Source organism: Phycisphaeraceae bacterium (genome assembly GCA_015709595.1).
Taxonomy (GTDB): Bacteria; Planctomycetota; Phycisphaerae; order Phycisphaerales; family SM1A02; genus CAADGA01.
The window spans coordinates 1,907,347-1,931,986 of the sequence record CP054178.1; the positions used below are offsets into that span (position 1 = coordinate 1,907,347).

Annotated in this window: 24 protein-coding genes; 14 read left to right on the plus strand and 10 right to left on the minus strand. The window is 67.5% G+C overall.

All coding sequences use genetic code 11. From position 1 onward, the window contains the following. Positions 1-2: 2 nt before the first annotated feature. Entirely contained in the window at positions 3-776 is a 774-nt protein-coding gene (locus tag HRU76_07990; GenBank protein QOJ17522.1) for a hypothetical protein, read from the minus strand. 99 nt (positions 777-875) lie between these two features. Continuing rightward, the gene (locus HRU76_07995) at positions 876-3,329 is read right to left on the minus strand and encodes a S8 family serine peptidase (GenBank protein ID QOJ17523.1); all 2,454 of its coding nucleotides are present in this window, start codon (positions 3,327-3,329) and stop codon (positions 876-878) included. A 403-nt stretch (positions 3,330-3,732) separates the two neighbouring features. On the opposite strand from HRU76_07995, the gene HRU76_08000 reads away from it, so the two are divergent. The 5 genes from HRU76_08000 to HRU76_08020 all read left to right on the plus strand — a co-directional run bounded on the left by HRU76_08000 (position 3,733) and on the right by HRU76_08020 (position 8,929). Next, on the plus strand, positions 3,733-4,293 hold the full coding sequence (locus tag HRU76_08000) for a DUF2752 domain-containing protein (protein ID QOJ17524.1): 561 nt from the start codon (positions 3,733-3,735) through the stop codon (positions 4,291-4,293). Further along, the gene (locus HRU76_08005; GenBank protein QOJ17525.1) at positions 4,293-4,976 is read left to right on the plus strand and encodes a hypothetical protein; all 684 of its coding nucleotides are present in this window, start codon (positions 4,293-4,295) and stop codon (positions 4,974-4,976) included. Before HRU76_08000 ends, HRU76_08005 begins: the two co-directional genes overlap by 1 nt. 68 nt (positions 4,977-5,044) lie before the next feature. Beyond that, positions 5,045-5,752: a hypothetical protein gene (locus HRU76_08010; protein ID QOJ17526.1), complete on the plus strand. Its 708-nt coding sequence runs from the start codon at positions 5,045-5,047 to the stop codon at positions 5,750-5,752. A 340-nt stretch (positions 5,753-6,092) separates the two neighbouring features. After that, positions 6,093-7,361: a glycosyltransferase gene (locus HRU76_08015; protein ID QOJ17527.1), complete on the plus strand. Its 1,269-nt coding sequence runs from the start codon at positions 6,093-6,095 to the stop codon at positions 7,359-7,361. A 323-nt stretch (positions 7,362-7,684) separates the two neighbouring features. Beyond that, the gene (locus HRU76_08020; protein QOJ17528.1) at positions 7,685-8,929 is read left to right on the plus strand and encodes a hypothetical protein; all 1,245 of its coding nucleotides are present in this window, start codon (positions 7,685-7,687) and stop codon (positions 8,927-8,929) included. A 104-nt stretch (positions 8,930-9,033) separates the two neighbouring features. Here HRU76_08020 and HRU76_08025 read toward each other — a convergent pair whose 3' ends face one another. From HRU76_08025 to HRU76_08050, 6 genes are all read right to left on the minus strand, one after another. Beyond that, positions 9,034-9,942 (minus strand): hypothetical protein, encoded by a 909-nt coding sequence (locus HRU76_08025; GenBank protein QOJ17529.1) that lies wholly within the window; start codon positions 9,940-9,942, stop codon positions 9,034-9,036. An 83-nt stretch (positions 9,943-10,025) separates the two neighbouring features. Beyond that, a complete protein-coding gene (locus HRU76_08030; protein ID QOJ17530.1) occupies positions 10,026-10,922 on the minus strand; it encodes a hypothetical protein in 897 nt (298 codons plus the stop codon). A gap of 129 nt (positions 10,923-11,051) precedes the next feature. After that, on the minus strand, positions 11,052-11,546 hold the full coding sequence (rpsG, locus tag HRU76_08035; protein ID QOJ17531.1) for a 30S ribosomal protein S7: 495 nt from the start codon (positions 11,544-11,546) through the stop codon (positions 11,052-11,054). Positions 11,547-11,708: 162 nt separating this feature from the next. Then, positions 11,709-12,083, minus strand: a complete 375-nt coding sequence (locus HRU76_08040; protein ID QOJ17532.1) for a 30S ribosomal protein S12 — start codon at positions 12,081-12,083, stop codon at positions 11,709-11,711. A gap of 254 nt (positions 12,084-12,337) precedes the next feature. Then, the gene (locus HRU76_08045) at positions 12,338-13,924 is read right to left on the minus strand and encodes an FG-GAP repeat protein (protein ID QOJ17533.1); all 1,587 of its coding nucleotides are present in this window, start codon (positions 13,922-13,924) and stop codon (positions 12,338-12,340) included. A gap of 283 nt (positions 13,925-14,207) precedes the next feature. Next, the gene (locus tag HRU76_08050; GenBank protein QOJ17534.1) at positions 14,208-14,714 is read right to left on the minus strand and encodes a hypothetical protein; all 507 of its coding nucleotides are present in this window, start codon (positions 14,712-14,714) and stop codon (positions 14,208-14,210) included. A 383-nt stretch (positions 14,715-15,097) separates the two neighbouring features. On the opposite strand from HRU76_08050, the gene HRU76_08055 reads away from it, so the two are divergent. The 6 genes from HRU76_08055 (at position 15,098) to HRU76_08080 (ending at position 20,490) form a co-directional block, all read left to right on the plus strand. Further along, entirely contained in the window at positions 15,098-15,499 is a 402-nt protein-coding gene (locus HRU76_08055) for a RidA family protein (protein QOJ17535.1), read from the plus strand. Between the two features lie 118 nt (positions 15,500-15,617). Next, positions 15,618-16,166: a sigma-70 family RNA polymerase sigma factor gene (locus tag HRU76_08060; protein ID QOJ17536.1), complete on the plus strand. Its 549-nt coding sequence runs from the start codon at positions 15,618-15,620 to the stop codon at positions 16,164-16,166. Between the two features lie 110 nt (positions 16,167-16,276). Further along, complete coding sequence (locus tag HRU76_08065) at positions 16,277-17,182, plus strand: hypothetical protein (protein ID QOJ17537.1); 906 nt, start codon at positions 16,277-16,279, stop codon at positions 17,180-17,182. Between the two features lie 129 nt (positions 17,183-17,311). After that, positions 17,312-18,949, plus strand: coding sequence for a hypothetical protein (locus tag HRU76_08070; protein QOJ17538.1), 1,638 nt, complete (start codon positions 17,312-17,314; stop codon positions 18,947-18,949). A 160-nt stretch (positions 18,950-19,109) separates the two neighbouring features. After that, entirely contained in the window at positions 19,110-19,784 is a 675-nt protein-coding gene (locus tag HRU76_08075) for a sigma-70 family RNA polymerase sigma factor (protein ID QOJ17539.1), read from the plus strand. A 16-nt stretch (positions 19,785-19,800) separates the two neighbouring features. After that, entirely contained in the window at positions 19,801-20,490 is a 690-nt protein-coding gene (locus HRU76_08080) for a hypothetical protein (protein QOJ17540.1), read from the plus strand. Positions 20,491-20,523: 33 nt separating this feature from the next. Here HRU76_08080 and HRU76_08085 read toward each other — a convergent pair whose 3' ends face one another. Both HRU76_08085 and HRU76_08090 read right to left on the minus strand, forming a co-directional pair. Next, positions 20,524-21,357, minus strand: coding sequence for a hypothetical protein (locus HRU76_08085; protein QOJ17541.1), 834 nt, complete (start codon positions 21,355-21,357; stop codon positions 20,524-20,526). Beyond that, complete coding sequence (locus HRU76_08090; GenBank protein QOJ17542.1) at positions 21,354-22,550, minus strand: polysaccharide deacetylase family protein; 1,197 nt, start codon at positions 22,548-22,550, stop codon at positions 21,354-21,356. The genes HRU76_08085 and HRU76_08090 overlap by 4 nt, the downstream gene beginning before the upstream one ends. 228 nt (positions 22,551-22,778) lie before the next feature. Between HRU76_08090 and HRU76_08095 the strand changes: the two genes are divergently transcribed. From HRU76_08095 to HRU76_08105, 3 genes are all read left to right on the plus strand, one after another. Then, entirely contained in the window at positions 22,779-23,555 is a 777-nt protein-coding gene (locus HRU76_08095; GenBank protein QOJ17543.1) for a hypothetical protein, read from the plus strand. Positions 23,556-23,645: 90 nt separating this feature from the next. Further along, positions 23,646-24,041 carry a DUF4870 domain-containing protein gene (locus HRU76_08100; GenBank protein QOJ17544.1) on the plus strand — a complete coding sequence of 132 codons (396 nt, stop codon included), beginning with the start codon at positions 23,646-23,648 and terminating at the stop codon, positions 24,039-24,041. A gap of 215 nt (positions 24,042-24,256) precedes the next feature. Further along, positions 24,257-24,553 (plus strand): DUF4870 domain-containing protein, encoded by a 297-nt coding sequence (locus HRU76_08105; GenBank protein QOJ17545.1) that lies wholly within the window; start codon positions 24,257-24,259, stop codon positions 24,551-24,553. The last annotated feature ends 87 nt before the right edge of the window (positions 24,554-24,640 follow it).

Here is a 24,640-nt window from a genome sequence, read left to right on the forward strand (position 1 = left end):
GATCACCCCGGCGGCGAGGTGCGCTCCGCGGCCTTCCGGCGCTCGTGGTCACGCGGACTTCCGTCAGGCCTGGTGCGGCAGGTAAAGAGCACGCCATCGGGCTCCAGTTCGACGGCGAACACTTCGACCACCCGCCCGTCGGCGAGCTCGATGACCGGCTCGATGGTCTGACGCCCGAAGAAGAGGTCGGTGAGGAACGTGAGATCGTCCTCCTCCACCTCTTCGCCCAAGGCGCCGCGCAGGGCCGACAGCACGCGATCGGCCGCGAAGCCGGGAATGGCCAGCCGCCCGATGGCGACGCGGTCGGTGACGAGACGCAACTGCCCCTCGTCGATGGTCGGCGTGACGCGCAGGGTGAGCACACGCCCGCCAAGACGATCCATCACCTGAATGCCCACGTGCAGTCCGTCGAGGCCGGCCGACACCTGCGGCACGCTGACGCCTTCCGGCCAGGGCTCGCCCGTTTCGTGCTCCATCCATCCGGGCAGGTTGGCCGCCAGCCAGGCGTTCATGTCCTCGTTGCGCAGGCGGAATCGCCAGGCGTCGTCCGGTTCACGGATCTTGTGGAGCTGTTCGAGCACGAACATCTCGGTGCGTCCGCCCGATTCGCGCACGGAAGCGTCGGTGCGGCTGGGGGGCGCCCACCAGCGGGGATCGGACTCGATGGCCCACCATCCCCAACCCGCGACGACGCCGAGCAGGAGCAGCACGATCATCAGCCGCCGCGCGAAGCGGCGAACGCGAGCACGCCGGAATGATGACGTTGTCCGGGCCATGCGACCCAGCATGGTATTCGGTTGTCGGCGGTCGGTTGCCGGTGAACGGCGTGGACCTTCGACGTCCACCGTTCCGCACCTTCCGCGGCGCGCGGCGGGTCACTCGCGCACCACGATGCGGACATGATCCACCCAGGTGTCGAACGAACTGCCGAACAGCAGCACCGCGGCGGTGTGCCTCAACTGCACCTGGAGGCGTCCGTCCGAGGCCCGCACGTAAGTCGCGCCGTTCAGTCCCTTGACGTCAATGACAACCTCATCCAGACCGACGGCGTACGACGCGACTTCCTCGAACCGGTTGAGCACCCAGTTCCGCATCATCACCTTGCCTGCGGCGGCCACGTCGTCGATGCGGGTTTCGATGCGCACGTCCAGATCAGAGGGGTTGACGGCGTCGGTCTGGGCGTCCACGCGCAGGTACATGCTGTGGACCCCAGCGCCGCCCTCCTCGGGCGCCGACCGGGCGCGCAATGCCACGTTGTCCGACACGATCAGATCGACGAACGAGCCGGAGACGAGTGTGCCTCGCGTGACCACGGCGTTGGTGAGCGACGTGGTCACCACGCGGCACGAATCGGGCAGCACCATGAAGGCGTCGATGGCCGCCTCGGTGATCGAGTCGTCCGGTTGATCCGCCACCTGGAATCGCAGCATCACCTGCGACGTGGGCGCGATGACATCGGCGACCCGGAAGCGTGTGGTCTGCCAGCCCGCTCCGTTGCCTACGCGCTCCACCAGCGTCCACGTATCGCCGCCGTCGTTGGAAATGTGAACCCGCAGCCAGTCGCCGGGTCGATCGGTGGTGAACCATCGCGCGTAGGTGATGTGATAGTCCAGCCCGCCCGACAGGTCGAGGATGGGGGAGAACAGCCGCGTGGGCCCGCCATCCACGTCGCTGTTGCCGGGCGCGTTGCCGGTGAGATAGCACTGTCCGGAGCCGTCAGAATCGGTCGGCGGGTCGCCTCGCGAGCCGTCGCCGGCGGGCACGCCGCGCTCCCACTGGCCGCTGAGCAGCGTGTCGCTGCTGACGGTCCACCCCTGGTCGGTCTCGAAGAGATCGACGAAGACGGGCTCCCGCACGACAGGGGCGATGAAGCAGCGATCCGGCGCCTCGGGCGGGTCATAGGCCCGAACGCCCATGGCGATACGGATCGAGAAGTAGTAGCGGGTCACGCTGCCGCACGGCAGGGGAGGGAAGACCGCCTGGTAGAGGTTTCCGCCGAGGTGAGGCATGAGCGTGCTGCGCCACTGCACGCCGTCGTGGTAGTGCAGCCGGGCCGTGCCCTCGACGCCTGTGTAGCCGTACGGCGAGACGGTGACGCGCATCGACGTTCCGCCGGTGGGGTCGATGATCGCGGGAAACCCGTCCGGGTAGTCCCAGAGAACGGGCGCCACGGAATCGCGCAGGGTCTTGTAGACGTTGATTCGCCCGTACCCGAACACGCTGTCCACACCGGGCGCGCCCAGGTCGTCGCACCCCTGCTTGAGCAGGTGCTCGACCTCATCGGGCGTCAGGGTTGGTTCGGCGGACCAGATCAGCCCGATCAGACCCGCCACCAGCGGTGCGGCGTAACTGGTGCCGCTGGGGCTGCCGTACTTCCGGTCGCCCCCGTTGGTGGTGGTATGGATGTCATCGCCCGGCGCGAAGAGATCGACGTATGACCCGTAGTTGGAGTTGATCCACCGTTCGTCGGCCGGGTTGGTGGCGCCGACGACAATCAGGTCATCGGCGTCGCGGTCGGTATGAAGGAAACTGCCCCCATTTCCCGCGGCCCACACCAGCAGGCCGCCCTTCGACTTGATGTACGTGGCCGTGGTGCGCGCGGTGTCGGTCGTGGTTCCCGCGTAGCTCACGCTGGCGACGCGGTCGCCATTCTCCACCGCGGTGCGCGCCGCGTGGGTGATCGTGCTGATGGTGCTGCCCCCGGCCTGGGAGTTGGTGATGCGCATCATCCGATGGCCCAGGTTCCAGCCAACACCCGACACGCCGACGCCGTTGTTCCCGTTGGCTGCCGCGGCCCCGAGGACGCCCGTGCCGTGACCGTTGATGTCCGTGATCTGCCCGCCCTCGCCCTCCCAGAGTCGATCGACGGCGTTGTAGCCGGGCTTGCGATGGAGCAGCAGATCCTGATGGGTCACCCGGACGCCGGTGTCGCAGATCGCCACGGTCACGCCGGGGTCGCCGGTGAACAAGGCCCAGCCCTCGCACGACTGCATGATGTTCGTGGCATGGTGCCATTGCCGATCAAGTCGCGGGTCGTTGGGGCAGTTCGACGAGGCGGGGTAGCAGATCCAGTCCGGCTCGACGTACTGGAAGAGGCCAGTAGCCAGCAGTTCAGCGGCCGCGTCGTTCTCCGAGACACCATCGGGCAGGGCGAGCAGGTATTCGTCCGTGGCGGCGACGTGTTCGATGAGCGTGAACGCCTCGATGGCCAGATGCACCGCGTCCCGCGCCGCGGCTTCCCCGTCGGGGCGACGCATCAACGCCTGATCCGGACGAGCGATGAGACGCCCGGAGAACTCCAGCTCCCTGGGCGTTTCCGAGAAGAGCACGGCAGGGGGGCGATGCTGTGACGGCCGCTGCGAGGTGGAGTAGCTCCTCTCACTCGGGCTCAACAGTGCCGATACCACCCCCACTATCACCGCTGCGGCGGTTCGCCTCAACCCCATGATGATCCCCTTTCGTCACGACATGACCCCGGAACAACCGAGCGCTGAAGCCGCCCGTGATTGACGCTGCGCCACGATGCAACACCCAACGTGACAGCACCTTACAGCGATTCATATGCCGGTGCACTGGGGCGGCTTGCGCACCAATCAGAAGAATGTTTCCGACATGCACACGGGGCGACGCATGAACGTGGCTGACGGCTGTCGCGGAAACGGCTTCCGACCACCGACCGCCGATTCCTCACAGCATCACCGTTGATCCGCGCCCTACCATCCAGTACGCTCCATGTCCTTGGCACCCCTCGACTCCCAATCCGGCGTCGGTCCGTCCTCCCTCGGCGTCGATGGGGGGGCGGCGGTCATGTCGGCCTCCACCGGTTCGCCCCCCGTGGCGGTGCTGGAGCGTGCCGCCGCCGGGGACGGCTCCACCTTCGCCCGGCGCATGGTGGCGCTCATTGTCGCCCTCGGCTGCCTGGGCGTGCTGGGTGTGGCGCTGAGCATCGCGCCGGATGCTCGCGGGCACGGCACGCATGAACAGCTCGGCATGCCCGCCTGCCGCTGGGTGGAGAGCTTCGGGCTGGCCTGCCCGACGTGCGGGATGACGACATCCTTCGCCCATGCGGTGCGAGGCGACCTGCTCGCGTCGTTCCTGACCCAGCCGATGGGCATGGTGCTTTCGATTCTGACTGCCGCCGCCCTGATCGTGGGTCTGTATGTGGCGGCGACGGGTTCGGCGCTGGGGGGGTTGCTGGGACGGCTGTGGACGCCCCGGATACTCTGGCTCGCGGCGGCGATGACCACGCTGGCGTGGATCTACAAGATTCTGGTCGTTCGGGAGATCCTCTGATGCTGCGATCCCTGTGCCTTCTCGTGGCGGCGGCTGCTCTCTCGGGCTGCGCGGTCACCAACCTGATCGGCGGCGCGGCCCAGAACGCCGAGTATCAGAAGCTGATCGAGGTGCCCGCCCGCTACAACGGGCTGTCCGGGCACAAGGTGGCGGTGCTGGTCAACGTCAATCACACGATGATGTACGAGCACCCGCGCCTGGCCGGGCAGGTCGCGCTGGGGGTGGCGTACAACATCCGCCAGAAGGTGGAGAACGTGCGCGTCATTGCGCCCGAGCAGACGATGCAGTGGCAGAGCAGCACGCCCCACTGGCATCTGATGGCCTATGGCGACATCGCCGACGCGCTGGGCGCGGAGCGGATCATCCTCATCGACCTCTACGAGTACCGGCTCACGCCGCCGGGCAACCGCTACGAGTGGGACGGCGTGTGCGCCGCCCACGTGCGCGTCATCGAGGTGGACGAGATCAACCCCGACCCGGTGGCCCCGGTGGAGGAGTTCAACATCATCGCCAAGTTCCCCGACATGCAGGGCGTGACGTGGGAGTCCACCAACGCCTCGCAGGTGTCGCAGGGGCTGATCGTCAAGTTCATCCAGAAGGTGGCGTGGCTCTTCTACCTGCACGAGGAGCCGAAGTACCCGGACAAGTACAACCCGCGGCTGGCGCAGTCGCAGAAGAAGTAGATTCGACGCGCGGCACGGTCGCGGGCGTTGTGTGCGGGTGGGAGGTGGGGGCTGGACCAGGAGTCATCATGCGATCATCCCCTGCCGGTTCAAACTGTCGGTGGCTGGCCTGCGGCGTGCTGCTTGCGATGGGCGCGGCCGGGCTGATGCACGGCTGCAACATCGTCGGACCGATCGCGGTGCTCGCCAGCCCGCCCCCGACGCAGGACGCCGAGTACAAGATGGCCGACCGCGTCACCGCGGTGTACGTCGATGACCGCAAGAACGTGCTCAACGACCGCGGGCTGCGCATGTTCATCGGCGACCGCGTTCTCGAACACCTGATGCGCAACAAGGTGCTGAAGGACTCGATCAAGACCAGCAACACCATGGCGGCGGCGGGCTCGGAGCGGGCCGGGGCCCTCAAGCCGCTGGAGCAGATCGGGCGCGAGGTCGGCGCCGCCCAGCTGATCTATGTCGAGATGCTCAGTTTCGGGCTGGAGCCGGACGCCTCCGGCGCGCCCCGCGCCCAGGCCACGCTGCGCGTCAAGCTGATCGACGTGGAGAACCGCGTTCGTCTCTTCCCGCCGACGGGCGAGGACGTTGCGGACGCCCGGTACATGACGGTCACGCTGCCGCCTGAGCAGACCTACCAGCCGGTGCTGACCCGCGCCAGCCAGGCGGAGGCCAACCGCACGCTGGCGGAGATGATCGCCGACCGCGTGGCCAAGCTCTTCTACAAGTGGGAGGTTCGTCCGCTGGGCGACAACAGCGCGCCCAAGTCGGCCTTCGATTGACTCCGCCACCGCGCTGTGTGCCACGGCTCTGTGAGCCGTGCCCCCCCACGTGCCCGTGTGCCACGGCTCTGTGAGCCGTGCCCCCCCACGTGCCCGCGTGCCACGGCTCTGTGAGCCGTGCGGGCGGCCTGCGGCGCTCGATCTCGCACCCGCCACACTCAGAGTGACTCCCTCACCACTCGATGGTCTGCGACGTTGCGGCTTCCCCGCGGCCGACACGGCCTTGGCACTTCGAGGGCGGCTTTCGGCTGTCAGACATCAGCCCGAGTTGATGACCGACAACCGATCACGGTTCACGCCCTGCCTTGCCCCCGCGCCGGGTTTCTGACATGATGATGTCATGCGCGTGCTTCACGTCGTCGATCCCGGCAGCCCCGGTGGTGGGGCATGCACCCTGCAGCTCATGGCGGCGCCCCTGGCGCGACTCACGTCGGTGCGTCAGGATGTTCTGCTGGTGGGTAACGGGCGTCACGAGCGACTGGCCGAGCGCTGCGGCGTGCCCGTGACGGGGCGGCTGACCGCGCCTCGTCACCAGCCGGTGATGGCGGGCTTCCTGGGCGGGGCGTTCAGGCGGTTCGTCCGGTCGCGCGAGGAAGTCTTCGGTCGATACGACCTCGTCCACGCCTGGACGGCGCGGTCCGCGCTGCTGGCGGCCATTGCCGCGCCGGCTCGCAGGCGCGTGGCGACCCTGACGATCGGGCCGGTCAACGGCTTTCTGATGCGCCTGCTGGCCAGGGCCATCGACAGTCATCCGACCTTTCTGCTGGCCACGTCGGTGGCGGTGAAGCGTGATTACATCGCGGCGGGCGTGGGGGCGCGGCATCTGGACGTGCTCAGGCCGGCGGTGCATCCCGAGGCGGTGGAGGATGGCTCCGACGACCGCGACCATGTCCGTCGACGCTGGGGCGTGGACGAGCGGTCGTTCGTCATCGGGCTGCTCTGCGAACCGGTGTCCTGGTCGGACGCGAGGCGGGCGGCGGTGGTCCTGTCGCTCGCGGCCGAGGCCGGGCGCGACGTGCGCCTGGTGGTGCATCCCGCCGCCCAGCGCCGGGTGGAGGCGGTCCGCTGGCTGATGCGCATCGGGCACGCGCATCGGCTGATCGTGGATGAGCAGCTGGCCGAGCCGTGGCGCTGCGTCCACGGGCTGGACGCCGCGCTCATCCTGGGCGACGACACCACCACGCTGGACGTGAGCGAGGGCGGCTCGCCCTTCTCGCTGCTGTTCGGCGGAGGTCGTGCCCTGCGCCCCATGCCGGGCGTGATGCCCGCGCTGTGGGCCATGGCCACCGGCGTGCCCGTCATCGCCGAGCGGTCGCTGGCCATGCAGGAGGTCATCGACCATGACCACACCGGGCTGCTGGTGGACCAGCGCGACATCAACGCGGCGGCGTCGTGCGTGGTGCGCTTGTTCGACGATCCCGGCGCCGGCAGCCGGCTCGGGCAGGCGGCACGGGCGTCCATTCACCGGGCGCACCACGTCAGCGCCTACTGCGTGCAACTGAAGGAAGTCTACGAGCGGGTCATCGCCGGTCGGGTGGCGGCGGTGGTGCAGGAAGGCGGCGAGGCCGTCATCGAGCAGCGCCGCTCCGGCGCCGACCTGCGCGGCTGAGGCGCCACCCTGCCGGAACTGCATCGACACCAACAACCGACGACCCAGCACACGCTCCCACAATCGAAAGTGCGGCGTGGCGCCGCAACTGGTCGATGAATGTGGCGGCTGTTCACGCGGGTTGCCGGCCGAGTGGTCGCACGAACGACGAGGCAAAACAGGCAAGCGGGGCAAGCCCCTCGGTGGACCGAGCGCGTATGAGCGCGGGAATCGCGCAGGTGATCCATTGACAGATGCGATGGGCAGGCCGCATACTGCGGCTGCTGATCCCATCACGTTCCTTACCCCGGAGAGAGTTTCAAGACATGAAAGGGAGATCGGCCATGAAGCAGTTCTTCACTCGCGGAGCGGCGGCGGCCTGCGCCTGCGCCATCGGCGCGCTGGCGTGGGCGGACACGAATGTGGTGGTGTATTCGCAACCGGGCGGCGCGGCCAACGGCAACCCCTTCGCCGCGGAGTCCACGATGAACTCCACGTTCTTCGGCGCCAACCCGAGGTCGGCGGATCGGTTCACCCTCGGCGCCGACGAAACGATCGTGGAAGTGGTGTGGTGGGGGGAGTCGCTTGACGAGGAGAACGTGCTCGAGTTCGTGACGAGCGCCGGCGCCTTCGGCAACGTCGATTCCTTCACCATCGAGTTCTTCGCCAGCAGCGGGGGATCGGTGGGTGCTTCCATCGCGTCAGAGATCATCCCCGCCTCCAACGTGACGGTCGTCGCCGACGGACTGAGCATCGATGGCGTGGCCGATCAGTACCGCTATTCCGCCTCGCTGACCAGCGGCGTGGCGCTGACGGGCGGCACGGAGTACTTCATCTCCATCGCCGCAACGCTGACCGACGGGTCCAGCGCGGTGCTGTGGGTGTGGCACACCAGCAACGCCGGGCCGCAGGATGACTTCGAGTTCGCCTTCGGTGGCCCGTTCAGTCCCGCGGGTTTGCCCGGGGCCGACGGCGATCTGGCCTTTGAGTTGCTCGCCGCCGGCGGGGGGCCGGTCGATACCGACGGCGACGGGCTCACCGACGACGACGAGATCAACCTGTACGGAACCAATCCGCTCAACGCCGACACCGACGGCGACGGATTGAATGACGGCGTCGAGGTGAACGAGCACTTCACCGACCCGCTGAACGCCGACACCGACGGCGATGGGCTCTCGGACGGTGACGAAGTGCTGGTGCTGGGCACCAATCCGCTCAGCGCCGACACCGACGGTGACGGCGTACCCGACGGCGTCGATCCGACCCCGACCGTTCCCGGCGTGCCGCAGTCGTTCCTGGCGGAATGGGCGCGCGACGTGGCCCACGACATCTGCTCCGCCAACACGTCGCTCTTCACCGGCCCGAACGTCGTCGTCAGGAGCGTGCGGCGCAACGTCCTCTGTTCGCTGACCGCCATGGCCGCCAACCTGATCGAGTGCGGGCACGACGCGGCGGCCGACGCCCTGCTCTGCGCGGTGCTGGCGTTCGTCGATGGTCAGCCCAACCCGCCCGATTGGATGGTGGCCTCGCCGCAGAAGACGGCCATCGCCGCCGAGATCGAGGTCATCCGCTCGCTGCTGTGGTACTGATCCGACCGAGGCGAATCGCGTCTGACCTGTCCCCCGCCCCCGGCCCGCGCCGGGGGCGTTTTCTTTCTTCCAGGAGACGTGCGTGGCTGCGGCGTTGGGCCAGCTCACCGGGCCAGCGCCCGCACCCACTCGTTCACCTCGAAGTCATACACCGCCGCCTCGTCGAACTGGGCCTCGACGGCATTCTCGTTGCCGATGCCCACGCGCGTCACGATCGGCGCCCGCAGTCCGATCATCGACCGGGCCGCCTGGGCCAGCCGGGCGCGGTGCTCGTCGGTCAGTTCGGCGTGGCGTTTCGATTCCTCGAACCGCCGCAGGATGTCGCGCTTGGGCCCCTCGGCGTTCCACCCCGCGGAGACCAGCGCTCGAACACGCTCCAACCGCATCAGGTGGGCGCGGAATGTACTTTCGCCTGCACTGCGCTCCAGCCAGCGGCGAATCTCCAGCGCGGGCCGGTTGAGGTTGTTGATCTCCGACGCTCGCCTGGTAAGGGCGGCGTCCGCCTCGCGGATCGCCTGCGCCTCCGCATCGCTCACCTGCTGGCGGCGGATGGCGTCATTCACGCGGGCGATGAAGGCGCGATCCGTCCGCGGGTTGGGCAGCAGGGCAGGCAGTTCCTCGATCAACCGGTCGAGGTCGGCATCCTTGAGCGAATCGCCGGGCCACGCGGGGTTGAAGCCCAGCAGTTGCCAGCGAACGTACGCGTCGATGAAGGCGTCCCTGTTCGTGCGCCGCTCGAATCGCTTCCACACCAGGTCGCCGGGGACCGACTCACGTCCGTGCTCCCGCAGGAACTCGGCCGCAAAGGTGGTCTCCTGCCGGGGCAGGCGGTTTTCCTTCTGACCCTGCCGCGCCTCGGCGGTGAGCAGAGCGATGGCCTTGTTGACGAGGGCGGCATCGCTGGGCGGTGGTTGTGCAACGGCGTACGACCACCCGGTCGTGGCGGGCGACTTCTCCGGCGTCCTTTCACCCATTGCGGGCAGAACGCACAACGCAACGAACGCGCCCAGCATTGACCGTCCACATCGAGATGACTTGCGATGCGCCATGAGTCGGAATCAGCACTGGAACTGTTGCCGGATATCCATCCGCACGATCACTTCGCCTCCCCCGCCAGCCGCCGGCGCCAGGTTTCCAGGTTCTCGTTGGTCACCTGCGCCGTGGATTCCGACGCGCGGATGGCGCCGTTGGCGAGGAACGTCACCTCGCCCGCGAAGACGCGCTTGCGCCCGCGCAGCGTGAGGAGCTGGGCGTAGACCATCTCGCGCTGCTCGGGCGTGAAGGACTGATCCGATACCGACGCCGTGAAGTTGCGCGTCATGGCGGCCTTGATGTCCGACACATCCCACCCCGCGGTGATGCGGGCGGCCAGTTCCTCGATCATCCACTGCCGGGGGCGCGGGCCGGTGTCGCCGAGTTTCTTCGCCACCCAGGCGCGGAACTCGATGGCTGGGCGGTTCATGGCCTCGATTCGCCGGGTGCGATCCTCCAGCGCCGCCAGATCGGCGCGGAGGTGCGTGATGAACTGCGGCGCCAGCGGTCCGCCGCTCTCCGCGCGGCGAAGAACGTCCAGCACGTTGGGGTCGGCTCGCGGGTTGTCAAGCAGTCGCGGCGTGCGGTCCATGAACCTGGCGAAGGCGTGGTCGTCCAGATCGGGCCACGCGGGATCGAAACTCGTCAACTGCCAGCGGATGTAGGCGTCGATGAACGGCTCGCGATGCTGAGGCGTCGTCAATGCGGCGACCAGGTCGGATTCGAGAATCGGCCCGCCCTGGAATCGCGCGCGAACGTCGGGCCTTGACAGCGCATCGATCCGTGCTTCCCGCAGCGCCTGCTCGGCCTCGGCGGTCAGCTGCCGGATGGCCTGTTCGAGGGCCTTGGCGCTCTGGCGCGACCCGGGCGGCGGCGACTGCGCCCGGGCGACCTGAATGGCTGCAGTCGCCAGCATCAGGGCCGGCAGAAGAAGATGGCACGTTGCAGTGATGCGGCGCATCGGTTGATCCCATGTCATGCTACCACGCCCATCCCGGCTTGGAACCCAACGACCGGCGAAACAACGCCGCCCCATCGCGGGATGGGGCGGCGGCAGAATGCTTGACTTCTGTGAACCCGACGACCGATGTCACCACGCGAAGTGGGCGAAGGCCTTGTTGGCCTCGGCCATGCGGTGGGTGTTCTCGCGGGTGGTGATGGCCTTGCCCTCGCCCTTGGCGGCGTCGTAGATCTCCTTCGCCAGCCGCACGGCCATTGGCTTGCCCTTCTCTTCGCGGGCGGCGGTGATGATCCAGCGGAAGGCCAGCGACTGCTGACGCCGCGGACGCACCTGCATGGGTACCTGATAGTTGGCGCCGCCGACGCGCTTGGAGCGGACCTCGACGCTGGGGCGCACGTTGTCCACCGCCTGCAGGAATACCGCCAGCGCGTTGGCCGGGGCGTTGGGGTTGTTTTCCTTCTCCAGGCGCTGCTGGATCATGTCCAGCGCGTCGTACACCACACGGGTGGCCACGGCCTTCTTGCCGTCGTGCATCACGCAGTTGATGAACTTGGCCAGCGTGGTGTTCTGGAAGCGGGGATCGGGACGCAGTTGATCGTCGGACTTGGTGATGCGACCGGCCATTGGCTGAATCTCCTTGGCTCATCTGTCCGCCAGCGGCGGACGCTGTTCACCGGGTCGACCGGCCGGGCCGACCCGATTACTTGCCGTGTGGGGGCGTTGGGTTGTCGGCTGTCGGCGGGTGTTCGGCTGAGAGCCGACATCCGAAGGTCGACAGCCGCCATGTCACTTCTTCTTCCGCTTGGTGCCGTACTTGGAGCGGCCCTTCTGGCGGCCTTCGACGCCGAGGCAGTCGAGCGAGCCGCGGACCACGTGGTAGCGCACGCCGGGCAGGTCGCGGACGCGCCCGCCGCGCACCAGCACGATCGAGTGCTCCTGCAGGTTGTGGCCCTCGCCTCCGATATAGGCGGTGACTTCCTTGCCGTTGCTCAGGCGGACGCGGCAGACCTTGCGAAGCGCCGAGTTGGGCTTCTTGGGCGTCATGGTGCGCACCTGCACGCACACGCCTCGCTTCTGCGGCGAGCCGGCGAGATCCTTCGTCTTGCTCTTCCCGGCGACGGGACGACGGGGGCGACGAACCAGTTGATTCACGGTCGGCATGGGGGGCACACCCTCAGGTCACTTCAGGCAAACACACAGTCCCACGCCGCAGGGCGACGGGGGACTGAGAGTGTAGCCGGAGGGATGGACGGGACAAGCCCGGCGAGGGGACGAATCAGGGCAATCGCTTTTTCCGATTCTCGATTTACCCGAGACAACTTTCCAACGTCGCCAGGGGGGTTTCAAAGGAGACGACGGCATCGAAAACCGAAAAAGCGATTGCCCTGGGGGACGAATGACGGGGCCGAGCCGCGCTACCGTCCCACGCCCAGCGACCGCCCGAACTGGTCGCCCGCTTCGGGAATGTCGATGGTCGTCCGCCAGCCCTGGTACCAGAACTGGTTGTTGGCGGCGGTGAGCCGGTTCGCCGAGCCGTAGATGATGGCAATGGCGCCGGCGAAGGGCTGCCCGTTGATGTTCTCGCCGGGAATGCCGACGACCAGGTCATCAAAGCCGTCGCCGTTGATGTCGCCGGCGGCCAGGGCGCGCCCGAACTCGTCGCCCGCGCCGGGTCGGTTCTTCATCCCCTCGACCAGCTGGTGCCAGACCTGGTTGAAGTGGCGGAACAGCCCGTTGGAGGTGCCGTAGATGACGTGGACGACGCCGATGCCGTCCAGTCCGTAGCGTCCCTCCCCGGGCGCCCCGATGGCCAGATCGTCGAACCCGTCGTTGTTGAAGTCGCCGACGGCCAGCGAGGCCCCGAACTGATCCCGGGTCTCCACCACATCGGGGATGCCCGGCGAGTCCTGGTGCCAGAACTGGGCGCCGGTCGCGGTCAATCCCGATGCGCTGCCGTACACCACATGCACCGCGCCGGCGTTGGCGAAGGCGGATTCATCAATGATGAAGGTGTGCTCGGGCACGCCGATGGCCAGGTCGTCGAACCCGTCGTTGTTGAAGTCGCCCACCGCGAGCACGGAGCCGAAGTTCTCGAACTGGGGCGGCGTTCCCTCGAGCGCGATGAAAGGCCCTCCCGCGCGGTGGATCATGGTGTCCTGCGTGTTGGTCAGCCCGGCGGCGGACCCGCGGATGACGTTGATCGCCCCGGCGCCCTTCACGCCCACGATGTTGTCGCCTGGTACGCCGATGGCGAGGTCATCGAATCCGTCGTTGTTGAAGTCTCCAGCCGCCAGCGCCCAGCCGAACCGGTCGTTGGGCCTGGCCACGCCCTTGAACTGGGGCACGTCCTGATGCCACCACTGCTTGCCGGCTTCCTTGAGCCCGTCGGCGGACCCGTAGATGACCTCGACGCCTCCGGCGCTGGAGTGGTTGCCGATCTTGGCGCCGGGCACACCGATGGCCAGGTCGTCAAAGCCGTCGTTGTTGAAATCGCCGACCGCCAGGGCTCGCCCGTAGAAGTCGCTCGCCAGCGCCGGTCCGCTGGTCCCTTCCCGGCGCCAGAGTTGATTGCGTCCCGCCCAGAGGCCGGTGGACTGGTTGAGGCCGTAGATCACGTTGACCGCGCCGCCCAGAAAACCCTCATCGGTTTCGAATGGCACGCCCACGGCCATGTCGGTGAAGCCATCGCCGTTGAAGTCACCGATGGCGATCGCGAAGCCGAACTGGTCGTTGGGGTTGCAGTCCTCGAGAATGCCGAACTTGTCCTGATGCCAGAACTGGTTCTTCACGTCGCGGATGCCGCCGAACGTGCCGTAGAGCACGTTGATCGCCCCGGCGTCGATCTTCCCGCTCACGTCCTCGAAGGGCACGCCCACGGCGATGTCGGCGTATCCGTCGCCGTTGAAATCGCCCAGCCGCTGGGCCGAGGCGGTCGCGGTCACGCCCGTCGCCGCGGTCACGAGGCACAGATGCCGCATCCAGTCGAGTTCGATCTTCATCATGGTGTCAGACTCCCACCACCCCCCGGCAGCCCGGGTGGGGCGTTCACGCACTCCTGACACAATACCCCGGAATTGGGAAAAAGCCGATGAATCCCGCCCGGAATGGACGTGACGAGGTCGATTTCACCTTGCACCGGGCGGCAGAACCCGCACAACCGGGCGGCGCGGGTTTTCGGACGGAACGGTCCAGCCGGCTCCATCAACCCAGGAACACGGAGCGACAGCGTTCATCCGCGCCGACGCGCGCCGACATGGGGGGCGGGGCTCTCCGTCGGCGCCAGGTTCAGTGCGCGCGGGCGTCGCGCGAGAGAAGCAGGGTCGCCGGGCCGGAAGCGCGGTCAAAGTCCAGCCGCTCCAGCACGCGCAGGCGAATGACCTCGCAGGCGGCGGTGCGCGCCTGGTCCCAGGGCAGGTCGGCCAGTTCACGCACGAGCGGCTTGAACGAAAACGCGACCGCTCCGGGAGTGGACGACGGATCCGGGCAGATCGCGAGATGGTCGATCGACCGCAGCGATCGGCGCGGCGTCGTTTCACGATTGGTCGGCGCATCGGCCACCCGTGCCTCGCGCTGCGTGTTCCCGACCGGCTCGGCGACGAGGGCGCTCGACGCGTCCGCCGTGTGCTCGGCGGGCTTCGCGGCGATGCTCGATGTCAGCAGCACCTGCACGAACACCGCGAGGGCCAGCACCAGCACGCCCAGCCCGACCAGCACATATTCCACGGGATCGCGTTCGAGCGACTGCTCGCCCGGATCGAAGTCGTCATGGTGCTGTTCGGGGGCCAGACGCATGGGAAGGTGGGAAATCGAGTGAATGGGAAGAGGCGGGGTGCGGTTCAGACGTGGAGGGGGAGCAACCATCGGTTGAGCAGGATTCTTCCGATCCGCGCCGGGATTCTTTCGTCACACGGTTCGCATGACGACGCGGGGCGGATTCGCTCCATCCCAGACGCGGCTGACGGGCGATCCCGTCAGGATTCATACGAGGATGAGGCCGCATCTATTGCCTCGTGGGCGGAATCAAGCACGTTCCACCGGCGAAAGTGCCTGTTCCGGCGTCAAGATCGAGGGTTGGCTTCCGGGTCCGGGTCGTGGCCCGATGTCCGGCGGCCTAGGGTGTTGGCGCCGGAACCATCCGTCCCGGCGCGGGATCAACCGGACCCGTGGAGATTCACATGGCGTTCGAACGTGTCTCATCCGGCGCTCCGTGGGAAACAACCGTCGGGTACTGCCGTGCGCTGCGGGCCGGGAACATGATCTTCGTGACCGGCACCGCGCCGATGAACCCGGATGGAAGCGTCCACGCCCCCGGCGACGCCTACGCCCAGGCGCGGCGGTGCTTCGAGATCATCGATCGAGCGCTGCGCCAACTGGGCGCGGACCGGTCCCGCCTGGTGCGCACGCGGATGTACGTGACCGACATCACCCGTCACGCGGAGTTCGGGCGGGCGCACCGGGAGTTCGTGGGCGAGCACCGCCCCTGCGCCACGATGGTGGGCGTCTCATCGCTGATCGACCCCGCCATGCTGATCGAGATTGAGGCGGACGCGGTGATCGAGGATGCGTCCGTCCCGTGACGGTCGGGCATCATCGCCATCCCATCACCGGAACCACGGCGGCGCCGCGCCGGTGACGAGCCGAGCCGGTGGTGTTTCCGGGTATCATCGCCGATCATCGGCCTGGTACGAGGCGCGCGTGGAACGATCCGCCTTTGAACAACTCGCGCTGGAGCACTTCGACGCCGTGTATCGCATGGCGCTGCAACTGTCGCGTCACCCCGACGAGGCCGCCGACCTGACGCAGGAGACGTACCTGAAGGGTCTGCGATCCTGCGAGGGGTTCGAGGATCGGGGCGCGGGGGTGCGTCCCTGGCTGTTCAAGATTCTGCACAACATCTTCTACAGCCGGGTGCGGCGTGAACGGCGCGGTCCGATCAGCGGCGCGGAGTTGATCGACGCGCCCGACGACGCCTCCGGACCCGGCGACCCGCCGCCCTGCTGGGACCTGGCCTCGCTGGACTGGCAGCAGGTGGACGGCCGGCTCAGGAAGGCGGTCGAGTCACTCAGGCCGGAGTTCCGGTCCGTCCTGCTGCTCTGGGGGGTGGAGGGGCTGAAATACCGGGAAATCGCCGAAATACAGGACATTCCCATTGGAACGGTCATGAGCCGGCTGCACCGGGCTCGTTCGATTCTGGCCGGGGAACTTGCGCAACTGCGGGAAGAGATCGACGGCGCGGGGCGTTGACACAGGACGGGGGAGTGGGGGGGCGGGGTCCGGGTTCGCCACGATTGCGGACCGGTCCGGGGCGTACACCTAGGATGGCGACGATCGTTCGTCGCGAGGCAGGTTGATTCATGGATGCGGCACGGATTCGACAGTACGTGGATGGTGAACTGAGCGCGGCGGACGCCGCCGCGGTGGAGCACGCCCTCGCCTCGGACGCCTCATTGCGTGACGCCGTGGCGTTTGAGCGGGAACTGCGGGTTTTCGTGGCCCGGCATCTGGCGTGCGACCCGCCGAGCGGGCTCCGCGACCAGGTGGCGCGGACGTTGGCCGCCGAGCGTACCCGGTGTGAAGTCCTGCCAGCGGGTTCTGGTCGCGTCTCCAGCCGAGGGGAAGGCGGCGGCGCGGCCCCGCATCGCCGGTGGTCGTTCCTGCAGAATCCCAGCCACGCCAACGTCTTCGCGGTGGCGGCATGCCTGGTCATCGTCGCCGGGGCCATTGCGTTCGGCGTCTTCGGACCGCCGCTGCTCCGTCCGATGCCGCAGCAGGCCGCGTCGGCCAACCTCGAACAGCTGGGCGTCACCGCCGACGCCGCCAGCGTGGAGCACGATCGCTGCTCGATCAACTCCGAGGCGCTGGCATCGAAGGCCAGGTATCGTGACCTCGCGTCCATTCAGCAGCACCTGTCGCCCCGGCTTGGGGTGTCGTCGGTGCCGGTGTTCGACCTGCGCTCGGCGGGCTTCAACCTCGTCGGGGGCGGGGAATGCGGGCTTTGCCCGACCGAGCGCAACTCGGTGCATCTGTCATACATCCGGCAGGACGGCAAAACGCGCGTCAGCGTCTTTCTTCAGCCCAACATGGGCCAGTTCGGGGGATTGCAGATCGGACGCATCTACTGGCCCGAGGACTTCGGCACCTGTCAGGACACACCCGCCTGCGCCTGGACCGACGGCGTGCTGATCTACGTGCTCCTGGCCTGCGATGAGCAAGATCACGCCCGGGCGCTCGAAGCCATTCGGCGTACAATGGGCCGATAACCTCGATCGCCCCATCCGCTCCCCGTCTCCGAACCAGGGCGGTGGATGGGGCGTCTCACTCCTGTGAAGGCGCGGCTGTCCGGGCGTCGGCCCGGCGTTGTGCCGATACAAAGACGACCAGGAGGTTCCATGCGCGCCCTTCGATCGCCTTGTCGTGTTCTCGCCCTGTTCGCCTGTTCGTGGGCGACGGCTCTTCCGGCGACGGCTCAGACCGCGGTGGGGGACGGCCGCGCCCTGGACGCGGATCGTCGGGTCGGCGGCGACGGGCGCGTCGAGGCGACTCCCCAGGAGGACTTCCGGCTGCGCAATCTGCTGGTGACGAACAGCGTCGCGGGCGGGCGAGGTTTTCGAGGCGCGCTGGGCTACACCGCGCCGGAGGACTTCCGTGGTCGGCTGGGTTCGAACGACCTCTACGCCTTCGAGCGACGGGCGTCGGCGTACTCGTCGCTCGGCGCGATTGTCGGCGCGATGGGCAACACGCCGCTGAACCTGGGGCAGGAACTGGGGCTGGTCGAGCGGCGCCGCGCGGGGCTGGGGGAGACGCTGGGCACGCTGAATCGCCGCGCGGACGACCGCGCCCGCGACATCGCCCTGGCGGAATCATGGTTCCAGGGCGTGCTGCTGTCGCATCAGTCCGCGGCGATGCGTTCGATGGGGGATGCGCCGTATCAGATGCTCGGTCAGTTCCAGACCCGTGAAGGGTCGGTGATGAACATCACCGCCACGTCGCTGCAGGGCATTCAGTCCACGCCGGCCGGCATGGATCCGCGCATGATCGGGTTGTCCAGTTACGAGCGGGCGCGGATGATCCAGGAGGGTATTTCCGGGAGCGGAACGCTGCTGCCGGGACGCGCCTGGCAGCCGCCGTTCGAGGATCTTCGCATCACGGATGGACGCGTCGCCGGCGCGCTGGTGGATCACCGCATCAACATGGCGATTCCGCCCGGGTACTCCGACATGGTGAGCGGCATGGCGACGCAGGCGGGCAGCGCCGACCCGGCCAAGGCCGGCGCCGCCCTGCAGACGACGCTGCAGCAGTTGCGCGACATGCTGGACGCCGAGGAAACAATCGAGCAGCCCCCGGTTGATCCCTCCTTCCCCGTGGCGCCTCAGGGAGAGACAGCGCCCGCCGAGCCGACGGAGCCGATCCACGGCGCCGTGGGGCAACCCGCTCCGCCCAAGCGCGTGACGCCGACTCCGGAGTCGATCGCGCTGCTGCGGCATGGTCGCGCCCTGGACGACCTGGTCGCCGATGACGCGGTGGGTCGGTTCGGCGAGATCATGACGGAAGCCGAGCGCCTGCTGCGCCGAGGCGAGTACCTGTCGGCGGAGCGCCAGTTCATCCGGGCCCTGCGCTACATGCCCAATCACCCCACGGCGATGGCGGGACTGGTCAACGCCCAGGTCGGCGCGGGCGTGATCGGGGCGGCCGGCGCCAGCATCCGCAACCTCTTCGCCCATCATCCGGAGATGATCGACGTGGTCTACACCGGCGATCTGCTGCCCAGCGCTGATCGTCTGCGCGACCTCGCCGCGTCGATTCAGACGCGAGGGGAGCAGGGGCGATGGACCGCCGCCCAGGCGCTCACACTGGCGTTCCTGGGGCGTCAGGTCGGGGATCGCGCCTTGATGGAGCAGGGGCTGAAGCGGCTGTCGGAGGTCTCGCCGGGCGACGCGTTGACCGGAATTCTGCGGCGGGTCTGGCTGGAGGCGTCGCCCCCGTCCCAGGCCCCCGTGGGCGGCGGACAACCTTCCGACGGCAAGTGATTCGCGCGCCGACCCCCGGAAATCGAGGCGTTTTGGCTTCGGGCTGCCGAGCGTGATTCCGCCATGGCCCGGTCGGATCAAAAAACCCTGAAGTTCCCGATCCCAACCGGCTCGGGGCGCGGTACACTCGTGAAGGTCGAGGGGTGGGTGTGAGCGTGCCATGGCCCGATTCCAGCAAGAGCCCGAGCGATGGGAGGAGGCGGCGTTGACGGGCGTCGACGTGACGCCCGAGGCCTTGGCGCGCCGGGCTCAGACCGGGTCGCTGGCGGCCTACGCCCAGCTGGTGGCGCTGTTCGAGGCGCGGCTGTTCAACTTCATCCTGCGACGCACCGGCAACTGGGCCGATGCGGAGGAGCTGACCCAGGAGGCCTTCGTGCGCGCCTGGGAGCGGATCGACCGCTACGACGATCGCTGGCGGTTCTCGACGTGGCTGTTCACCATCGGGTCGCGCCTGGCGGTGAGCCGCCATCGTTCGAAGCGCCGGACCCGCTCCACCGATCAGCTCGACCTGCGTCAGGCGGCGTTGGAAGACCCGGTGGACGCCGCCGAGCGTCGCGAGTCGCGCTCGCCGACATGGGAGCTGGCGGCCCGTGTGCTGACGGAATCGCAGCACACCGCCCTGTGGCTGCGCTACGCCGAGGGTCTGTCGATGCGCGAAATCGCCCACGTGATGGGCAAGTCGCAGGTGTCGGTGCGGGTGACGCTCTTCCGCGCCCGTGATCAGTTGGCGGCGCACATTCTTCGCCTGTACCAGGAGCGCCAGCGAACGGGGGATCGCAGCGATCTGCCCGAGAACATCGAGGTGCTGCTGCAGGCCGCCGGAGCGGGATCGTGACTTGGGGAGGTGGATCGTGCTGAACTGGCTCACACGCTGGCGGCTGGCTCGTTCGATGGCGGTCCACGCGCCGGTGTCGGGCGGTGACGAGGCCGCCCGGTACGTGGAGCAGGTCCGTCGGATTGAAGCGCGCCTGACGCGCGAAGCCCCGCTGGACATGGAATCGCCGCCGGTGCGCCTCCGTCGTCGCACGCTCGACGCGCTGCACGAGATCACCCTGTATCGGCGTCGCAGGCCCGTCGTATGGTGGCAGCGCCCGCCGGTGGCGGCGGCGTTCGCGGCGGTGGTGGCGCTGCTCATCGGCGCTCTGGCCGGCCTGCTCACGGTGGGCGCCGATCCCTACGCCCGGTATGGCCGCTCCGTGGGTTCGACTGGAGATGGGCCGGGCGGCCTGAGCGGGGACAGTTGGCACGCCGCGGGTGCGGATCGGCTTGCCGCGGGCAGCCCGTGGGGCCAGTCGGGTGATGAACCACCCGCCGTGCTTCAGATCATCTACGAGCTGGACGCCATGGCGTCCGACGCCCGTCGAGCCGCCGACTATCTGGTTTCGCAGTTCACCGCGGCCTCGCGGGCCCGCGAGCAGTCACGCGGCAGCGCGAGTGAATCGACGGCGGATGGAATCCATCCCACCAACCCGTCGGGCGGCTCCGCTCCGCCTTCCAACGGCCCCAGGCCCAACGGCGGACAGGCGCCCAGGCCCCAGTGATGCGTTCATCTCTCGGGCGCTCGGGCCCGTTCTTCAGCCGTCGCGCCTGGCTGAAGCGTTCGGGTCGTCCACCTCTCTGGTGCGCTCGACGGGCGTGAAGGAGTAGCCGTCGCCGACCGGCGTTTCGGGCCTGACGGCGATGTCGCGCACGGAGCCGTCCATGAAGAGCACCGGCCCGGCGCCGGGGCGTTCGTACCAGTCCGCCTGCCGCCCGGTGCGATAGAGCGTCTCGAACCAGAACGGCGGCCCCATGATGACCACCTGGTCATGGGGTCGGGAGACTTCCGTGACTCGCAGCGGTCGGCGGACGTTGTCCATTCCCGTGATGCGTGCGTCCAGCAGCATGGCGTTGGCGCGGTAGCTGGTGCCGAAGAAGCGATAGGCGGTCTGTCCGCCCGTGCCGTCGCGTCCATTGGGGCTGATGATGCCGCGGTCGAGCGGACTTTCAAAGATGCCCGGCTCGCCGGGTCGGCGCCATCGCGCTTCCAGGTGCCGGTTGAGCGGTCGCGCGAAGTCCAGCGCCGGCTCGCCGCTGACTCGTGAGAACGACACACCGGCGTAGCGCCAGTCGGGATCTTCCTCGATGTCGGGAAAGGCCTCGGTCTCGCGCAGGTGCATCAGCCACGCGGCGCCGATGGAGGTCTGATTGAGGCGGCATCGATCCAGCCGTGCCTGGTTGCGGGCGCGAAAGAGCATGGGCAGCAGGACGGAGACCAGGACGATGACGACCACCAGGGCGCCGACCGCCTCGTATACCGTGAAGGCGCGTCGAGATCGACCCGGGATGCCGCTTCGTCCGCGCCGCGCCGCGCCGCCGCGGCGCGGCACGCCCCGGGATGTCGGATTGTCCTGCGTGGGAGAGGTCATCGTTCCGCGCGCCGGCGCACGTTGTCCAGCACGTTCATGAAGTTGATGTAGGAATCGTAGGGGCTGTCATAGGGGCTGAAGTACTTGTGGACGTCCCCGTCCGCCCAGTACTTGGTGCACATGTAGTACAGGTGATCGCTGGTGGTGAGCTTGCGCCAGTCCTCGAGAATCCACTCGTCCCCCGCGGCGTGCTTCGCCTTGACGGCCTTCTCCAGCCGGTACAGCTCGGTCGCGGCGTTGGTCTGCATGTCATTGCCCAGCCACGCCGAGAGGTCGCGCTCGGTGTCGGCCCACGAGATCATGCGCGGCACGTCGTACACGCCCACCGGCGGGTACCACGCCAGGCACTCGCTGGGCAGTTTGAAGTCGTTCTGCCCCGGGTTCACGTCGTAGATGAACCCCGGCAGGGCGTCCAGGAACTCGAAGATGCCGGTGTGATGCCACTGGTGCTCGCCGAACGTCTCGTAGTCCATGAACAGGTTGCAGACGAAGCCGTCGCCGTTGATCTGGTTGACCCACGAGGCGAACTTCTCCGCCGTCAGGGGCCACTCCGACCAGTTGCGGTCGGAGAACCGGAAGGCGATGTCGTCGCTGAGACGGAAGTTCTTCAGCAGCAGCGACAGGTGATGCGAGTGCGGGGGGCGATACACGTAGTTGGGTGAGCGGTAGCCGAGCAGCCCGTCCACGCCCTCGCACAGGATGCCGCGATATCGCGGGAAGGTCGTCTCGAGGTGCGCCGCCAGTTCGTTGGAGTAGGTCAGCTCCGTGTTGCGAAAAACCACCGGCTCGGCGCCGAAGAGCTCCTTGAGCGTGCGCTCCTGCCGACGCACCTGTTCGTTGAACTCCTCGCGCGAGTAGAGAAACGAGAGCGAGTGGTGGCTGGTTTCGTTGATGAACTCGCAGGCGCCGGTGGCGGCGAGCTGCTGGAACATCTCGATCAGGTCGGGCGTCCACAGACGCATCTGCTCGAGCACCGTGCCGGTGATGGCGTACGACACCCGGAAGCGGCTGTCGTGGCGGCGGATCAGGTCGAGAATGCGCGCCGTCGCCGGGCGATAGCACTTGTCCGCCACCTTGAGCAGGATCGCCTTGTTGGCCTCGTTGTCGAAGTAGAACGGGTCGGAATCGAACACCGTGTACCGGCGGAGCCGGAAGGGCTGGTGGACCTGGAAGTAAAAGCAGACGGAAGCCATGGGCGGCATCATACGGCCTGTGTGGGACTTCCGTGGAGCCGATGAGAAAAGGGGTCGTCCCGCGAATCTGGGGAACCTGCCCGTTACCTCAGCACCAAATGGCTTTTCTTGCGCCGACTCTGGAATTGCCTTCAGAGGTTGGACTGAATCTGTATACTACTTGGCGAAGCTCAAGGGGCTGATGGCGCCCGGAGAGGGCGCGACGGTTGGAGAGAAGAGGAGAACGACATGTCATTGCATCGCAGGTGTGGAGTGGTCGGGCTGCTTGCGGCCATCGGCGGCGCATGTGGTTCGGCATCGGCCGGCAACGTCCTGATGCTGTCAACCGGCAACGGAGCATGGGACAACCAGATCGCCGCCTCGCTGCAGGGCTTTGGTCACACGGTGACCGTGGGTCCGGAGTACACCGCGTTCAACGGCAGCACGAACCTGTCCGGCGTGGACGCCGTTCTGCTGCTGACCAATCTGAACTGGGCCCAAGGCGACATGCCGGTGGCCGGCCAGACGCAACTGGTCAACTACGTGAACAACGGCGGCGGCCTCGTCACCGGTGAGTGGCTGCTGTGGAAGCGGGCCGCCCAGAACAACTTCCTCACGCTCGACGCGGTTCTGCCCGGCACGACCACCGGCACCTTCTTCGGCGGCGCCCAGACGACCTATTCGCAGGCGACGCCGGACCCCATCCTCAACGCGGGTCTGCCCGTCAACATGCTCTTCAATCTGGGCAGCATCTCCGGCACGGAAACCGTGGTGACGCCCAAGGGCGGCGCGACGGTGTTCTACACCAGCAGCCAGACGAGCGAGGCGGGACTGGTGGGCTGGCAGGCGGGCGCCGGTCGCGTGCTCAACTTTTCCACCCTCATCGGCAGCACCGAGATGAATGACCCCACCTACGCTCGGCTGGTGAGCAACGCCCTCAACTGGGTGGCGGTGATTCCCTCTCCCGGCGCCCTGGCGTTCTTGGGACTCGCGGGTCTGACGGTCTCCCGTCGGCGCCGCGCCTGATTGCCGGGGATCGGCACTGGTCGGACAAACTGAAATCCCCCTGGCTATCATCCCAACAAGCACGGGAGGAGACCTGCCGTGCATGTGGCCATGAGCAACCCGGAACCCACCTTCGGTCGCCCGGTTCAGTACCCGGCTCCCCGGCTCAGGCACGAGGGGCTGGACGCCAACCACAAGAATCTGGCGGTTCTCATCCACGTCGCGCCCTTCGCGGCCTTGGTGCTGGCGCCGCTGATCATCGCGCCCCTGTTCCTGTGGCTCATCAAGAAGGATGAGTCGTCATTCGTGGATGACCACGGCCGGGAAGCGATCAACTTCCTCATCAGCAGCGTGATCTGGGCGTTCGGGCTGTCGATCACGGTGGTGGGGCTGATCGCCCTGCCCGTCTTGGTGGTGCTGGTGCCGGTCAACATGATCCGAGGGGCGGTGGCGGCGAGCAACGGCGAGTATTTCCGCTACCCGTTCACGATCCGGATGATCAGCTGATCCGAGGCAGGAGGTTGTCGGATGTCAGCCCGCACGGGATTGACTGTCCACAATCCATCCAGATCCGATCGTGTCAATCTGTGGACAACTTGCGCCATTGGCTTGCGGGATTCCCCATTTTCGGGGACGATGGGGGGCATGAGCGAAGAGAACACCACCCCCCGACCGATTCGTCCGCCTCTGCCGCAGCCGCCGCTCCCAGCGAGGAGCGAACGATGGCGATGCTTTCGCATCTGCTGGCGATCTTCTTTGGCTGGCTGGCGCCGCTGATCATCTGGCTGGTGAAGAAGGAATCGCCCTTCGTGGCGGATCAGGCGAAGGAGTCGCTGAACTTCCAGATCACGGTGTTCATCGCCTACCTCGTCTGCTTCGCGCTTTCCTTCGTCCTGATTGGCTGCTTCCTGATGCCAGTGGTGGCCGTGGCGAACATTGTGTTGTGCATCATGGCCACTCTGGCGTCCAACAAGGGCGAGCGGTATCGCTATCCCTTCGCGATCCGCCTCATCAAGTAACGTGGGCGATCACACCCTGCGCCTCGCCCGCGAGCGCGGTTATCCAGCCATCGTCTGGATAATCCGCGCGGGTGTTGCGCCCGTTGA